This window comes from Leptothrix toolikensis (SeqCode), from assembly GCF_057922285.1.
This window is the reverse complement of record NZ_JBYSVC010000012.1, coordinates 1-15,796: the sequence shown is the minus strand read 5'-3', so window position 1 is coordinate 15,796 and position 15,796 is coordinate 1. Positions and strand designations below refer to the sequence as shown.

General features: G+C 61.8%; 13 protein-coding genes and 1 pseudogene. 7 read left to right on the top strand and 7 right to left on the bottom strand.

The features are described from left to right. Positions 1–7 precede the first annotated feature (7 nt). Genes AC3VI7_RS03425 through AC3VI7_RS03400 form a run of 6 tightly spaced genes read left to right on the top strand, consistent with a single transcriptional unit; the run spans position 8 to position 5,279 of the window. Positions 8–790: an SDR family oxidoreductase gene (locus AC3VI7_RS03425; protein ID WP_489668860.1), complete on the top strand. Its 783-nt coding sequence runs from the start codon at positions 8–10 to the stop codon at positions 788–790. Beyond that, positions 780–1,250, top strand: a complete 471-nt coding sequence (locus AC3VI7_RS03420; protein WP_489668859.1) for an acyl-CoA thioesterase — start codon at positions 780–782, stop codon at positions 1,248–1,250. The genes AC3VI7_RS03425 and AC3VI7_RS03420 overlap by 11 nt, the downstream gene beginning before the upstream one ends. Positions 1,251–1,273: 23 nt before the next feature. Beyond that, the gene (gene asd, locus AC3VI7_RS03415) at positions 1,274–2,119 is read left to right on the top strand and encodes an archaetidylserine decarboxylase (RefSeq protein WP_489668891.1); all 846 of its coding nucleotides are present in this window, start codon (positions 1,274–1,276) and stop codon (positions 2,117–2,119) included. Positions 2,120–2,143: 24 nt separating this feature from the next. Then, entirely contained in the window at positions 2,144–3,106 is a 963-nt protein-coding gene (locus AC3VI7_RS03410) for a tRNA dihydrouridine synthase (RefSeq protein ID WP_489668858.1), read from the top strand. Further along, on the top strand, positions 3,091–4,854 hold the full coding sequence (locus AC3VI7_RS03405; RefSeq protein WP_489668857.1) for a cache domain-containing sensor histidine kinase: 1,764 nt from the start codon (positions 3,091–3,093) through the stop codon (positions 4,852–4,854). The genes AC3VI7_RS03410 and AC3VI7_RS03405 overlap by 16 nt, the downstream gene beginning before the upstream one ends. Then, positions 4,851–5,279, top strand: a complete 429-nt coding sequence (locus tag AC3VI7_RS03400) for a response regulator (protein WP_489668856.1) — start codon at positions 4,851–4,853, stop codon at positions 5,277–5,279. The genes AC3VI7_RS03405 and AC3VI7_RS03400 overlap by 4 nt, the downstream gene beginning before the upstream one ends. On the opposite strand, the gene prmB (AC3VI7_RS03395) is transcribed toward AC3VI7_RS03400, so the two are convergent. The 7 genes and pseudogenes from prmB (AC3VI7_RS03395) to AC3VI7_RS03365 all read right to left on the bottom strand — a co-directional run bounded on the left by prmB (AC3VI7_RS03395) (position 5,273) and on the right by AC3VI7_RS03365 (position 12,825). Continuing rightward, positions 5,273–6,202: a 50S ribosomal protein L3 N(5)-glutamine methyltransferase gene (gene prmB / locus AC3VI7_RS03395; protein WP_489668890.1), complete on the bottom strand. Its 930-nt coding sequence runs from the start codon at positions 6,200–6,202 to the stop codon at positions 5,273–5,275. The genes AC3VI7_RS03400 and prmB (AC3VI7_RS03395) overlap by 7 nt on opposite strands. Before the next feature lie 90 nt (positions 6,203–6,292). Next, a pseudogene (gene prmB, locus AC3VI7_RS03390) lies at positions 6,293–7,120 on the bottom strand (50S ribosomal protein L3 N(5)-glutamine methyltransferase); the annotation flags it as partial. Between the two features lie 71 nt (positions 7,121–7,191). Beyond that, positions 7,192–8,355, bottom strand: coding sequence for a succinyl-diaminopimelate desuccinylase (gene dapE, locus AC3VI7_RS03385; protein WP_489668855.1), 1,164 nt, complete (start codon positions 8,353–8,355; stop codon positions 7,192–7,194). A 23-nt stretch (positions 8,356–8,378) separates the two neighbouring features. After that, a complete protein-coding gene (locus tag AC3VI7_RS03380) occupies positions 8,379–9,563 on the bottom strand; it encodes a PilT/PilU family type 4a pilus ATPase (protein WP_489668889.1) in 1,185 nt (394 codons plus the stop codon). Between the two features lie 168 nt (positions 9,564–9,731). Further along, positions 9,732–10,559, bottom strand: a complete 828-nt coding sequence (dapD, locus tag AC3VI7_RS03375; protein ID WP_489668854.1) for a 2,3,4,5-tetrahydropyridine-2,6-dicarboxylate N-succinyltransferase — start codon at positions 10,557–10,559, stop codon at positions 9,732–9,734. Between the two features lie 39 nt (positions 10,560–10,598). Next, positions 10,599–11,825, bottom strand: a complete 1,227-nt coding sequence (dapC, locus tag AC3VI7_RS03370) for a succinyldiaminopimelate transaminase (protein ID WP_489668853.1) — start codon at positions 11,823–11,825, stop codon at positions 10,599–10,601. Positions 11,826–11,844: 19 nt separating this feature from the next. Beyond that, positions 11,845–12,825 carry a universal stress protein gene (locus AC3VI7_RS03365; protein ID WP_489668852.1) on the bottom strand — a complete coding sequence of 327 codons (981 nt, stop codon included), beginning with the start codon at positions 12,823–12,825 and terminating at the stop codon, positions 11,845–11,847. A gap of 110 nt (positions 12,826–12,935) precedes the next feature. Here AC3VI7_RS03365 and smc point away from each other — a divergent pair. Further along, a partial coding sequence (gene smc / locus AC3VI7_RS03360) for a chromosome segregation protein SMC (protein WP_489671392.1) occupies positions 12,936–15,796 on the top strand: 2,861 nt, incomplete at its 3' end.

The following is a 15,796-nucleotide window of genomic DNA, read 5'->3' as shown; positions in this document are numbered from 1 at the left end:
ACAGAGCATGAGTTACAGCATTGATTTGGCCGGCCGCGTGGCCCTTGTGACTGGCGCTTCGAGCGGCCTAGGCACCCAGTTCGCGTGGGCGCTGAGCCGCGCTGGCGCTGCGGTGGTTTTGGCCGGTCGGCGGCCTGAGCGGCTGAAGGATTTGCGCGCCGCCATCGAAGGCGAAGGCGGCAGCGCGCACGTCGTGACGCTGGATGTGACCGACATCGCCAGCATCAAAGCCGGCGTGGCGCACGCCGAAACCGAAGTGGGCACGCTCGACATCTTGGTCAACAACTCGGGCGTGAGCACGCGCCAGAAGTTGCTTGATGTGACGCCGGACGATTACGACGAACTGTTTGACATCAACGTGCGCGGTGCGTTCTTTGTCGCCCAAGAAGTGGGCCGGCGCATGGTGGCGCGCTCACGGGGTGCGGCACCGGGCACCTTCACCGGCGGGCGCATCGTCAACGTGGCCTCCACGGCGGGCCTGCGGGCTTTGAGCCAGATCGGCGTGTATGCCATGGGCAAGGCGGCGGTGATTCACATGACACGTGCCATGGCGCTGGAGTGGGGCAAGTTCGGTATCAACGTCAACGCCCTGTGCCCGGGCTATGTCGAGACCGATCTGAACGCCGCCTTTTGGGACACCGAAGCCGGCCAAAAAGTGGTGCAGAGCTTGCCGCGCAAGCGCTTGGGCCAACCGCACGATCTGGATTTGGCGCTGCTGACGCTGTGTGCCAACGAGAGTAGCTTCATCAACGGCACGATCTTGCAGGTGGACGACGGCCATGGCCTCTGATTTGCGTTTTGAGCTGCCGCCCGATCTGACGCCGTGTTTCGAGATGGTCATACCGATTCGCTGGGGCGATATGGATGCCTTCGGGCACGTCAACAACACGGTGTATTTCCGCTATCTCGAAACGTTGCGCATCGAATGGCTGCGTTCGCTCGAAGGTGCGGAGCCCTTGGGGGCGGAAGGCACCGGGCCGGTGATCGTCAATGCCTTTTGCAACTTCTATCGCCAGCTCACCTTTCCGGGCGACATCTTGGCCAAGCAGTACTTGGGCGCAGTGGGGCGCAGCAGCGTGGACATTTACGCCACCTTGGAGCGTGTCGATGAGCCCGGTGTGATCGCGGCGGCCGGGGGTGCCAAGACGGTTTGGGTGAACTACGCCCAGCAGAAATCGCAACCTTTGCCCGAGCGGCTCAAGCGGGCTGCAACGCCGCCCGTACAATCCGGCCCGCTTTTGCCCCCTTAACCTGCGTGGTATCCATGTCGTCCATGTCTGATCGTCTTGCCGTTTTGCCGCAATACCTCCTGCCCAAGCAGGCCCTGACGTCGTTTGCAGGCTGGGTGGCAAGCAAGGAGCGCGGGGCGCTGACCACGGCGATCATTCGGCGCTTTGTGCGGCGTTACCACGTGAACATGGCCGAGGCTGCCAACCCGGACATCGCCAGCTACGCCACCTTCAACGACTTCTTCACCCGCGCCCTCAAGCCGGGTGCGCGGCCGCTGGCTGAGGCCCGCTTGATTTGCCCGGTGGACGGGGCGATCAGTCAGTTTGGATTGGTTGAGCAAGATCAGATCTTCCAAGCCAAGGGCCATCGCTACAGCACCACCGCCTTGGTGGGCGGGGATGCAGCCTTGGCTGCCAAGTTTCAAGACGGTGCCTTTGCCACGCTCTACTTGAGCCCCCGCGACTACCACCGCATCCACATGCCGTGCGCTGGGCGACTGCTGAGCATGGTGTATGTGCCGGGCGAGCTGTTTTCGGTCAATCCGACCACTGCGCGTGGGGTGCCGGGGCTGTTTGCGCGCAACGAGCGCGTGGTTTGCGTTTTTGAAGGTGTGGATGGACCCTTCGTGCTGGTGCTGGTGGGGGCCACCATCGTGGGCAGCATGGCCACGGTTTGGCACGGTCAAGTCAACCCGCCGCGCCCGGGCGAGATCCGCCGTTGGGACTACGCCGATCAAGACATTCGCTTGGCCCAAGGCCAAGAGATGGGGCGCTTCTTGCTCGGCTCCACCGTGGTGATGCTGTTCCCCAAAGCGCCCAAGCCGGTGCGTTTCAACGCTGCTTGGGTGGCGACGCTGCCCATCCGCTTGGGTGAAGCGATGGGCGAATAAGCCCTGGCCCCATCCCAGCCCGCCATGTTGTTGCTCGCCCCGATGGAGGGGCTGCTGGATTTTTCGCTGCGTGACATCCTGACCCGTGCTGGCGGCATTGATCGCTGCGTGTCGGAGTTCGTGCGTGTTACCAACACCTTGCTGCCGGAGCGGGTGTTCTACCGCATCGCGCCAGAGTTGCTCCACGGCGGTTGTACGCCCGCTGGCGTGCCGGTGCGGGTGCAACTGCTGGGCTGTGATGCCGTGTGTTTGGCCGAAAACGCTGGGCGCTTGGCCAGCTTGGGCCCTGCGGGCATTGATCTGAACTTTGGCTGCCCAGCCAAGGTGGTCAATCGCCACGGCGGTGGGGCGGCGTTGTTGGAAACGCCCGAGCGCATCGCCCAGATCGTCGAAGCCGTGCGCCGCGCTGTGCCCGCCGAGATGCCGGTCTCGGCCAAGATGCGTTTGGGCATGCGTGATACCGATTTGGCGGTGACGTGCGCCCAAGCCATCGAGGCCAGCGGGGCGTGTGAGTTGGTGGTGCATGGCCGCACTCAAATCCAAGGCTACAAACCTCCGGCCTATTGGGATGAGATTGGCCGGGTGCGTGCATCGGTGTCGATCCCGGTGATCGCCAACGGTGAAATCTGGTCGGTGGCCGATGCCCAGCGCTGCCGGATGGAGTCCGGCTGCATGGATTTGATGTTGGGGCGCGGCATGGTGGCTGATCCGGGCTTGGCGCGGGCGATCCGGTCGAATCCATGGGAGGATCAACCCCCGTTGAGTTGGTTGGCGGTGCAACCGCTGCTGTATGCCTTTTGGGGGCTGACCGAGCGGCTTTTTGAGCCGCGTCACCGGGCGGGGCGCATCAAGCAGTGGTTGCACATGATGGGCCGGCGGCATCCTGAGGCTGCGGCGTTGCACGCCGAGCTGCGTACTGAAAACGATCCCGTGATGATTGAAGCACGGCTCTTTGGGCTGCGATCTGCGCTATGTTCTTATGGCTGATTCGTCTTACAGCTTGGTGGCCGCCGGTGTATGCGGCCCATCGGGCGGTGACTTTGTCGCTTTTTATCTTGATCACGCTTTGGTGGGCGGTGATCTACCAAGTCGAGCGCGAGGATCAAGAAGCCTTGCATCAGGCCGAAATCAATATCACCAATTTGAATCGGGCCTTTGCTGAGCACTCAGCAAAAACCATCCAAGGCGCTGATCAGGCAGCGCGTTTTGTGCGGGCGGAATATCTGGACAAAGGCCCCCGCCTCGATCTTTTAGGCTATCTACGCGACAAAGAAATGGTCGATGCTGACTATCAACTGCTCAGCGTTATCGACGCCCAAGGCTTGGTCGCACATTCTTCGCAGCCCTTTCAGCATGTTGATCTGCGCGACCGGGAGCATTTCAAGGTTCACGCCGACAGCAGCGAAGATCGTTTGTTCATCAGCAAGCCGGTGTTGGGCCGGGTGTCGGGCAAGTGGTCGATCCAAGTGACTCGCCGTGTCACCCAGCCGCATACGGGTGCTTTTGGCGGGGTGGTGGTCGTTTCGCTCTCCCCCGACTATTTCACCCGGTTTTACCAAGGCGTCGATCTGGGTAAAAACGGCGTGATCGCGATGCTGGGCTATGACGGTGTGATCCGGGCCCGTGCGACCCGCGATGACCATGGGGGTGGCCAAGACATCACGTCGTCGGCGCTGTTCAGAGATGCGGTGGTGAGCGCCCCATTCAGTGGGGTGTTGCAGGGCGTCAGTCCGATTGATGGTGTGGCGCGCCTCTGGTCGTTCCAGCGCCTCGATGCCTATCGACTGGTGGTCTTGACGGGCATGTCGGTGGTCGATATTCGGGCCGAAAGCGGGGCGCGAGCCCGGGTTTATTACGCTGTGGCGAGTTTGGTCTCGGTGGTGGTGGTGGCGTTTTTGGTGGGTCTTGTTCGCAGCACCCGCCACCAGCAAGCCATGTGGGAGCAACTGCGCCAGAGTCAACAGCAGGCCCACGCGGCCAGCGAGATGAAGACCCGTCTCCTGGCCAATGTGTCGCACGAGTTACGCACACCGCTCAACGGCATTCTTGGCTATGCCGAGTTGATTCGGGACGGCACCTCGGCGGCCGAAACCCAGGAGTTTTCGCAGATCATTTTCGATAGCGCCCAGCACTTAGGACGGCTGGTGAACGGGCTGCTTGATCTGGCGCGCATCGAGTCGGGCCGGATGGTTTTGTGCATGGAGGAGGTGGATGTGTTGGCGCTGGTGCGGCATATCCACAGCGCGCATACGCTTCAAGCGGCTGCACAGCGCGTGGTCTTGAGGCTGGACTTACCGCCTGATGGCGCTGGCGTGTTGTGGCAGCTGCGCACGGATCGCACGCGGGTACTGCAAATCTTGAGCAACGTGCTCAACAATGCGCTGAAATTCACGCATACCGGCATGATTACCTTGTCGATGCGTCGCCAGGACCAGCGTTGTGTTGTATTGCGTGTCCAAGACAGCGGGATAGGTATGTCACAGCAACGTCTGTCGCAGGTCTTTACACGTTTTCATGCCATGAGCAGCGATCCTCACGAACCGACCCACCCCCATCAAGGTGCGGGGCTTGGGTTGCCGCTGGCCAAGGAGCTGGCTGGGTTGCTTCACTCGACATTGACCCTTGAATCAGAACTGGGTCGCGGTACGGTGGTGACGCTCTACCTTGCCGATATGCGCTCGGCCACTGTGGGGGTTGACCCCACTTTGACAACAACATCGACGGGTTCTGCATGACGACGACGACAACTTCAAAACGTGCGCTGGTGGTGGATGACAACTTGCTCAACAGCCGATTGGTGTCGCTTTTTTTGCACCGCTTGCACTGGGATACCCAAGTCGTGGATAGCGGGGAAGAGGCGCTGAAAGTGCTGCGGCATGCGACCGACCCAGCCCCTGATCTTGTGCTGCTGGATCTGCGTATGCCCGGCTTGGGTGGCGAGGCGGTGTGCCGCTTGATCCGCGAAGACATGGGCCTGAAGAGCCTGCCGGTGGTGGCCTACACCGCGCACAGCATGCCCGAAGAGCGCGCGCGCATGCTGGCGATGGGCTTCAATGGGCTGCTGGTCAAGCCGATCTCGTTCAACGATGTCTGCTTGCTCAGCAACGAGTTTTCACCGCCCGAGCCACCGATGCTGCCGGGTGGCACGAACCCTCAGTGATGCAGCCAGAGGACCAAAGCTTCGTGACTGATCAAGGCGACTTGATCGGTGCCGGAGGTGGTATCCAGCCAGACCGTTTCCAGCTCTGGAAAGGCGAGGTCGTAATGGGGGCGCTCGTTGCCAATCTCTAGCACCAGCACGGCCTCCTCACTCATCACGCCCAAGACATCACGCAGCAAGTTGCGGATGAAGTCCATGCCATCACTGCCGCCTTCAAGCGCCATGCGCGGCTCAGCCAAGTATTCGGCCGGCAGCCGTGCCATGGAGCTGCTGTTGACGTAGGGCGGATTGCACAGGATCAGGTCATAGGGGCCGCGTACCTGCGTCAAGCCATTGCTTTCGATCAGCGTGATGCGTTGCGACAAGCCGTGACGTTGTACGTTGATGCGCGCCACGTCGAGGGCGTCACGGGAGAGATCCGCCGCATCGACCACCACTTCGGGCCAAACCATCGCGGCCAGCACCGCCAAGCTGCCGTTGCCCGTACACAAATCGAGCACGTGGCGGGTTTGCTCGGTGAGCCAAGCGTCGATGCTGCCGTAGGCAATCAATTCAGCGATGAAAGAGCGCGGAATGATGACGCGCTCATCCACATAGAACGCCACACCCTGCAACCAGGCTTCACGCGTGAGGTAGGCCGCCGGGATACGTCGGCTGATGCGCTCACTGATGACTTGGCGCACATGGATGGCTTGCTCAGGGGCCACCACCATTTGCGCGACTTGATCCAGTTCGTTGACAGGTTTGTTGAGCGCCCACAGCGTCAGCCAAGCCGCTTCGTCAAAAGCGTTGGTGGTGCCGTGCCCGAACGACACCCCGGCACTGTGCAGACGTGAGGCCATGGCATCGACCAGCGCCATCACGGTGATGGGTGCGGCCGCAGCGGCTGTGGCTGTTGTGGCCGATGGCATCGACATCGACATGGGCATCCCATCGGTCGGAGTTGCCTCCGCCTCGGGGTGTGCTTTTCCATGGGGCACGATTTGGGTGAGATCGGCTGTGCTGCGCCAGCGCATCAAGGCGTCACGACTGACCAAGACCACCTGATCAAAGCCCGCGTGGGTGTGTAGCCAAACGCCCTTGAGATTGGGGAAGGCCGCTTCAAAGGCCGAGCGGGCATGACCAATTTCTAAGACCAAGCCGCCTTGCGCTGAGAGCACTTCGAGGCCATGGCGCAGCAGTTCGCGGATGAAATCCATCCCGTCTGCACCGCCGTGCAAGGCTTGGGGGGGCTCGACGCGCAACTCGTTGGGCAGTTCGCTGTACTCGGCGCTGCTGAAGTGCGGCGGGTTGCACAGGATCAGATCGTAGGGGCCACGCACATGGGCGAGGACATCGCTTTTGATCAAGGTGATGCGGTCGGATTGACCATGGCGCTGCACATTCATGCGCGCCACTTCCAAGGCGTCGTGCGAGATGTCGGCCGCGTCAATCTGTACGTGGTGCCACATCAAGGCGGCCAGCACGGCCAAACTGCCATTGCCGGTGCCCAGATCCAGCACGCGCTGGCTGCGTTCATGCAACCAAGTGTCGAGTGCGCCCGAGACGATCAGCTCACCGATCAGTGAGCGCGGCACGCAAGTGCGCTCATCGATGTAGAACGGCACACCCTGAAACCAGCACTCGCGGATCAAGTAGGCCGCCGGTATTTGCCGGTGGATGCGCTCAGAAACCAAACGGTGGACATGCACGGCTTGCTCGGGATCGACCGGGGCTTGGGCGACGTTGTCGAGCGTTTCATAGGGCATGTCCAGTGTCCACAGCACCAGCAAGCAGGCTTCATCAAAAGCGCTGCTGCTTGGGTCGATCCAGATGTTGGCGCGCGCCAAGTGCGCCGCCATGTCGTCGATGAGTGCCGCAATGGTCAATGCGGGGACGGTCTTGATGGGTTGCGCCGTCTTGGCGTCACGGCTCATGTCAGCAAGTTCTCCAGGGTTGTACGGTAGATCGAAGCCAAGGGGCCCAGATCTGCCACGGCGCAGCACTCGTTGATTTTGTGGATGGTGGCGTTGATCGGGCCAAACTCCACCACTTCGGGGCAAATCTGCGCGATGAAACGACCATCCGAGGTGCCGCCGGTGGTGGACAGCTCAGTCTCCAGCCCCGTCACGCTGCGAATGGCACCCTGCAAAGCACCGATCAATGCGCCCGGACGGGTCAAGAAGGGCCGGCCGCTCAAGGTCCAGTCCAGGGTGTAGCTCAGCCCATGCCGGTCCAAAAGGGCGTGGACGCGCGCCTTGAGCTGCTCGGGACTCGATTCGGTCGAGAAGCGGAAATTGAAGTCCACCACCAGCTCACCCGGAATGACATTGGTCGCTCCGGTGCCCGCATGCAGATTCGAGATCTGCCATGACGTGGGCGGGAAATGATCGTTGCCGGCGTCCCAAACTTCGGCCGCCAGCTCAGCCAAGGCTGGGGCAGCTTGATGCACGGGATTGCGGGCCAAATGCGGGTAGGCGATGTGGCCTTGGATACCTTGGACGCTTAAGCGGCCCGAGAGCGAGCCCCGGCGGCCGTTTTTGATCATGTCACCGAGCTGGTGGACGGAGGTCGGCTCGCCAACGATGCAGGCGTCGAGGCGCTCACCCCGTTCTTGCAGCCAGCCGCAGACCTTGACCGTGCCGTCGATGGACGGGCCTTCTTCGTCGCTGGTGAGCAAAAAAGCCAATCGGCCCTTGTGATCAGGGTGCTCGGCCACAAAGCGTTCCGTGGCCACCACCATCGCAGCGAGGGAGCTTTTCATATCCGCTGCGCCCCGGCCAAAGAGCTGACCGTCGCGGTAGGTGGGCACGAAGGGGTCACTGAGCCACTGGGCCAAGGGGCCGGTGGGCACGACATCGGTGTGGCCCGCAAAGACCAAGGTGGGCCCAGGCTGCGCACCCTCACGCACCGCCCACAGGTTATCGACTTGGGCCTCTTCTGGACCCGGACCCCACGACAGGGTGTGGCATGTGAAGCCCAAGGCGTTCAGACGCTCGGCAATCAGGGGCAAGCAGCCAGCATCCTTGGGGGTGATGGAGGGGCGGGCGATGAGCTCTTCGAGCAAGCTCAGGGTGGCATCGGCAGATATGGGCACGGGTAAAGGGTAAAAGGTCAGTCTCAGCGCGGAGGGAACGTGGGCGGGCGACGCAGGGGGGGGGGTTGATCGGGGGCCACCACATCCAAGGTGATTTCGGTGAAGGAGGGGCCGATCTCGGCTTCCTCTTCTTTGACCGGGGCACGTTTGCTCTGGGCGTTGTCGTTTTGCAAGCGCCAGAGCAAATTGGTGGGTGAATCAGCGTGGTGCAGACCTTCCTCGCGATTCACCACCCCTTGGGTGATGAGTCGGGCGATGTCTTGCTCGAACGTTTGGGAGCCCTCAGCGATGGAGCGTTCCATCGCCTCTTTGACCCCGGGGAAATTGCCTTGTTCGATCAACTCTGACACCAGTTTGGTGTTGAGCAGCACTTCCACGGTGGGAATGCGGGTGCCAAAAAACGAGCGCATGAGTCGCTGCGAAACCACCGCTTTGAGCCCGGCGGACAAGTCAGCCAGCATGGCCGGGCGCGACTCGGGGGTATAGAAGCTCAGGATACGGCCCAGCGCGTGGTAGCTGTTGTTGCCATGCAAGGTGGCCATCACCAAGTGACCGGACAAGGCATAGGACAGCGCAGCGGTCATGGTTTCGCGGTCCCGAATCTCGCCGATCATGATGCAGTCCGGCGCTTGGCGCATGGCGTTGCGCAGACCGATTTGGAGCGAATCCACGTCGCGTCCGACTTCGCGTTGATTGATCACCGACTTGCTGTTGGTGAACATGAACTCGATCGGATCCTCAATGGTCAGGATGTGGCTGGTGGTGTTGTGGTTGCGATGGTTGATCATCGCCGCCAAAGTGGTGCTCTTGCCGTTGCCGGTGGCCCCCACCAGCAGAATCAGACCACGCGCTTCCAAGGCCAAATTGCCCAGTGACTCGGGCAGCCGCAGGCTCTCCAGCGGGGGAATTTCGGGGGGGATCCAGCGAAAGACCGCCGCAATTGAGCCCCGTTGCTTGAAGGCAGAGAGTCGGAACAACCCCAAGCCTGGCATCGGCAGGCCGACATTGAGCTCATGGGTGTCATCCAGCTCTTCGAGCTGTTGCGGGGTGAGCAACTCAGCCAAAAGCTGGCGCGGTTGGGATGGCGACAGCCGCTCGTGCGTCAACGGCACCATCTGGCCGTTGACTTTGATCAAGATCGGCACGTTGGCCGACAAGATCACATCCGAGCCTTTGCGCTCAGCCATCAGCTTGAGCACGCGCTCCATGCTGCCCTTGTTGAGGTTGGCATTGGGCGGCTGTCCCCCCGGGCTTGGATTGCCGGTATGGCCGGTGTTGCCGGCAGCGGGGCTGCGTTTGTCCTTGTTCATCGGCAATCCAGAGGGGTCAGAAGAGCTCATGGGTAGAGGTGGTGGCGGAGACTGGGGACTTGGGACTTAGTCGCGCAGCAAATCGTTGATGCTGGTCTTGGCCCGGGTTTGGGCATCGACCTTTTTGACGATCACGGCGCAGTAAAGGCTGTACTTGCCATCGCTGGAAGGCATGTTGCCACTGACGACCACCGAGCCGGCGGGGATACGACCGTAGGTGACTGTGCCGGTGGCGCGGTCATAAATCTTGGTGCTTTGGCCGATATAGACGCCCATCGACAACACCGAGTTTTCTTCGACGATCACGCCTTCGACCACTTCGGAGCGCGCACCGATGAAGCAGTTGTCTTCGATGATGGTCGGGTTGGCCTGCATCGGCTCCAACACGCCACCGATGCCAACACCGCCGGAAAGATGCACGTTCTTGCCAATCTGCGCGCAGCTGCCCACAGCGGCCCATGTATCGACCATCGTGCCTTCATCGACGTAGGCACCAATGTTGACGTAGCTCGGCATCAGGATCGCACCCTTGGCGATGAAGCTGCCGCGCCGCGCCACGGCGGGGGGGACCACGCGCACGCCGGTGGCGCGCAGTTCAGCTTCGCTCATGCCGGCGAACTTGGTGGGCACTTTGTCGAAGAAGTTCAGATCACCACCACCTTGGACCACGTTGTCGTTGAGGCGAAAGCTCAGCAGCACGGCCTTCTTGATCCACTGGTTCACCTGCCACTGACCCACGCTTTGGCGCTCAGCCACCCGGATTCGACCCGCATCGAGTTCGCTGATGACGTGATTGACGGCGTCGCGCACTTCGGCCGGGGCTGAAGCGATGGAGAGGTTGGCGCGGTCGTCCCACGCAGCGTCGATGACTTGTTGTAGTTGGTTGGTGGACATGGATGGGTTGTCTCGTCAAAAAGAAAGGTGTTTTAAGAATCAGTTTTGCGCATGGATAAAGGTGCGGATGCGTTGCGCCGCCTCCAAGCATTCATCGACGCTGGCCACCAAGGCCATGCGCACCCGTCCGGCACCGGGGTTGAGCCCATGGGCCTCACGCGCCAAATAGCTGCCGGGGAGCACGGTCACATTGTATTGAGCCAGCAAGGCGCTGGCGAAAGCGGTGTCCGATCCGCCACAGATGTGCTTGGGCACTTCGGCCCAGAGGTAGAAGCCAGCATCCGGGAGCGCAACCGACATGACTTCGGCCAAGATCGGCGTGACTTGAGCGAATTTCTGCCGATACAGCGCCCGGTTTTCGACAACGTGGGCTTCATCGTTCCACGCGGCGATGCTGGCTTGCTGCACGGTTGGGCTCATGGCGCTGCCGTGGTAGGTGCGATAGAGCAAGAAGGCTTTCATGATCTCGGCGTCACCCGCCACGAAGCCCGAGCGCAGGCCTGGTACGTTCGAACGCTTGGATAAGCTGGTCAAGAGCACCAAACGCTTGAAATCAGTGCGCCCGAGTTTGAGCGCGGCTTCTAGGCCACCCAGTGGAGCCGCGTCCGGGCCTTCGCGGAAATAGATCTCTGAGTAGCACTCGTCAGAGGCGATGACAAAGCCGTAGCGGTCGCTTAACTCAAACAGCCGGGCCCATTCGTCCAAGGGCATCACTGCCCCAGTGGGGTTGCCGGGTGAGCACACAAAGAGCAATTGGGTGCGCGCCCACGTGGCCGCGTCGATCTGCGACCCATCGGCGGCGAAATTGCGCTTGGGGTCGCTGTTGGCAAACACCGGCGTGGCTCCGGCCAACAGGGCAGCACCTTCGTAGATTTGATAGAACGGGTTCGGGCACAGCACCACCGGGCCGTCCACATCTTGGTGCTGACGGGGGTCGATCACCGTTTGGGCCAGACTGAAGAGTGCTTCGCGCGAGCCGTTGACGGGCAGCACTTGAGTGGCCGGGTCGAGGCTGACGCTGTAGCGGCGTTGCAGCCAGTCGGTGCAGGCGCGGCGCAGGCTCAAGTCGCCCGCTGTGGCGGGGTAGCTGGCCAAACCGTCCAGCGAGGCACAGAGCCGCTCTTTGATCAGCGCTGGGGTGGCGTGCCTGGGCTCGCCAATGCCCAGACTGATGGCAGAGAACGCCGGATTGGGTCGAATGTCTTGGATGAGGGTGCGCCACCGTTCGAACGGGTAGGGCTGCAAGCGCGAGAGCAAGGGATTCATGGGCGCGGATGATACGGATTCAAAGCTTGATATCGCGGCTGATTTCAGCGAAGAGCCCCCGAAAAGCCGGATCACTGTGGTCGGATAGGCGTGCTGTGGTGTCGAAAGAGCCCTCAAACAAGTGTTCGGCGTGGAGCCACTCTTGGGGGGTAAGGACATCCCGAGCGATGGGCAGCAAGGTGTTTTCTTCGACTTGGATATGAGCGGCCATGGCCCGCGAAAAAATCTCAAGGTGGAGTTGCAGCGTGTGCAGCAGCAAATCGTCGATCCGGCCGGAGCTTACGCAGGCATCAACCGCTGCTGACACGCTGCGCACCAAGTCATGCTCACGTTTGTGCTCCAGCTCAAGACGATCCAGCAAAGCATGATGCTCAGGCGAGCGTTGTCGCAAGATCTGATGCAAGGCTTCTTCTTCACGGCGGTGATGCCATTGACTCGGGAAGTCGCGCAAGTAATGCACCATGCGTGCCAAAGCGACCAAATTCAGGTTCGCTGCGCCGGAGTTGACTTGCTTTTGGGCGGCTCGGAGCACGGTGCTGATGGCCCGATGCTCGTCTTGGATGATCGCCAGCACCTTGCTGGTGGCGGCACGCGGATCATTGGCCTCGACCCGGGTGATCAGCAGCGCGATCTTGGCTTGGCGCAGCACTTGGGCGGTGTTGGAGCCCGAGAGCACGCCGCTTGGGCCATGCGAGGCCATCATGATCAAGTCGCAGTGGTGTTTCTGCGCAGCAGCCAAAATCGCTTCGGCGGGGTGGTCGCTGGCGACCAGTTCCACCGTACATGGCACGCCCACCCCTGCGGCAGCGGTGCTTGCTTTGCTCAGGATGGCGGTGCCCGCGTTGTGGACTGAGCTTTCGGGCGCATGCAGAGTGTCTGTGGCCACTGCATGCAGGAACGTGATCTTGGCGTACAACGCCGCTGCCAAGCGAATGGCCTCGCCGGTGTTGAAGGCCGATAGCTCGGTGCTGTCCAGCGGAACGAGCAGATGACGATACATGGCAAAGTAGGGCGCAGGCCACACGTTTAGATGTGTGCAATGGTATCATGTGTACCCCCTAAAAAGCCCGCGTCAAGGCGGGTTTTTTCTTTTATATCAATGACTTACGCATGCGACTGACCTCTCTAAAACTATCGGGTTTCAAGTCTTTTGCCGAACCAACGCAGTTCCAACTACCCGGTCAACGGGTGGGGGTGGTGGGGCCCAATGGCTGTGGTAAGTCCAACATCATTGATGCGGTGCGTTGGGTTTTGGGCGAATCCAAAGCCTCCGAGCTACGCGGCGAGTCGATGCAGGATGTGATCTTCAATGGTTCGGCCCAGCGCAAACCGGCCAGTCGGGCGAGTGTGGAGTTGGTGTTCGACAACACCTTGGCGCGCGCCGGCGGGCAGTGGAATGCCTTTGCCGAGATCGCGGTGCGGCGCACGCTCACCCGCGACGGCACCTCGACCTACTACATCAACAACCAAGCGGTGCGTCGGCGCGATGTGCATGACGTGTTTTTGGGCACGGGCTTGGGGCCTCGGGCGTACGCCATCATTGGCCAAGGCACCATCAATCGCATCATCGAATCGCGCCCCGAAGAGTTGCGCTTGTTTTTGGAAGAAGCCGCTGGGGTGTCGAAGTACAAAGAGCGTCGCCGCGAAACCGAGCTGCGCCTGCGCGATACCCGCGACAACCTGACCCGGGTCGAGGATATCTTGCGTGAGTTGGGGCTCTCGCTAGAGAAGTTGGAGCGCCAAGCCGAGGTCGCCACACGTTTCAAGACCTTGCAAGACAGCGGCACGCTCAAGTTGCATCAGCTTTGGTTCCTCAAACACCGCGAAGCGGCCAAAGAGGCCGAGCGGGTTGGTCAGGCCCTGAACGATGCCGCCACGGCCCTTGAGGAGCGCATGGCGTCTTTGCGCCACACCGAGGCGCAGTTGGACGAGACGCGCCAAGCCCATTACGCCTCCAGCGATACCTTGATGCAGGCCCAGCGCCATCTGGCCGAAGTTTCGTTGCAGGTGAGCCGCCTAGAAGAGCGGGTGCGTTTTGCCCAAACCAGCCATGAACGCATCACGCAGCGCTTGGCCGAGTTGGCGCGCCTTGATCAGCAGTGGCAGGACAAAGCCCAAGCGGCACGGCTGGATCTCGATGCTTTGCAGATCCAACTGGCGCAGGCCGAGGAAGAGGTGGCCGTGCTCGACGCACAGATCGAGCAGCAGCACCTTGACTTGCCCGATCAAGAGGCGCGGCTGATGACGGCGCAAGCGGTGCGTGATGCCCAGCGCGCTCAACTCAACAGCTTGCAGCAGCAACGCCAAGTCTTGGCCGCCGAGCAGCGCAGCTTGGTGGAGCGGGAACAGGATCTGCAACTCCAGCACGACCGGGTCCAAGCTGAGCGCCAGCAGCACGACGACGCCGAGCTGGAGCGCTTGGAAGAAAGCCAGATCGCTTTGGCCGGGGCCGAAGCGTTGTTGGCCGAGGCCCAAGCGCGGGTGGAGCAAGCGACCGAGGCCACCCATACCAGCACCCAAACCCATCAGCAGCAACAGCAACTCAGCCTGCAAGAGAGCCGCCGGCACGCCGAGCTTGGGGCCAAGTTGAGCGCTTTGCGCGCTTTGCAGGAGAATGTGCAGCGCAGTGGCCGTTTGCAGCCGTGGTTGCAGCGCCGGGGTTGGCAGAACCGGGCGGGGCTGTGGCAACGCTTGAACGTGGTGGCGGGTTGGGAACAAGCGCTTGAAGCCGTGCTGCACGACCGGCTGCATGCGCTTGAAGTGGACGCACTGGAGCCTTTGGCTCACCTTGATCAAGATGCTCCCCCCGCCCGCTTGGCCCTGCATGGCCCGGCCTTGAATGGCGTGAGTCCCAGCGCGCCGTTGGCGGCGCTGCATCCGGGCTGGGAGCGGCTGCGCGATCAAGTCCGCAGCAGCAGCGATGAGGCGATAGATGCGCTGCTGGACGACTGGTTGAGTGGCTGGTTCACGGCCAAAACGCTGGAACAAGCTTTGGCGTGGCGCGGGCAATTGGGTCCGGGCGAGCAAATCGTGACGCCAGCGGGGCACTGCGTGGGCCAGCGCACGGTGCGCTTTTTTGCGCCGGACTCTGAGCAAAGCGGCTTGCTGCAACGTGCCCAAGATATCCATCACCTTGAGCTGGAGCTCCAAGCTCAAACCTTGATCAGCGACGAGGCACGCCATCGACTGGTCCGTACCGAAGAAGCCATGCAGCAAGCCAGCCAGCAGCTGGCCCAAGCACGGCGCGAAGCGGTCGCGGCGCAGAGTCAGGCGCACGCCTTGCAGATCGATGTGACGCGACTGTCACAGCGCTTGGAGCAATCGACCCGTCGTCGTCATCAGCTTGACGGTGAATTGGTGGCCTTGACGCAGCGTTTTGAGCTGCTGGGCCAACGCCGCCGAGATGCCCAAGCACAGCTTGACGGCTTGGCCGAAGCGCTGATGGATGCGCAAGCCCAAGAAGGCACGCTCGACGCCGCCTTGCAGCACCGCCAGCGCCAATTGAGCGAAGTGCGAGCGGGCCTAGCGCGCACCGAGCGCGCGGCCCAAGAGGTGCATTTCACGGTGCGCTCCTTGAACGAGCGCCTGCGCGAGCAGCAGCGCGTGATCGCCATGGCGGAGCAGCAGCTGCAACATCACGCCCAAGTGCGCACCGAACAAGCCTCTGAGCTGGCTCAGCTCGACGACAGCAGTACCGATGCGCAGCTTCAAGAAGCGCTGGTGCTGCGCGTCGATGCCCAAGAGGCGCTGGAGTTGCTGCGCCAAGCGCACGAAGCCTTGGCGCAGCAGTTGCGGCAGTTGGACGAAGAGCGTCTGCGCTGCGAGCACAGCTTGCAGCCGCAGCGCGACCGCATCTCGGCCCTACAGCTCGAAGCCCAAGCCGCGCAGCTCAGTTGCGTCCAATTCCTAGAGCAGCTCACCCAAGCCGAGGTGGACTTGAACGGGCTGGCGCAGAGCGTTGAAACGGGTGC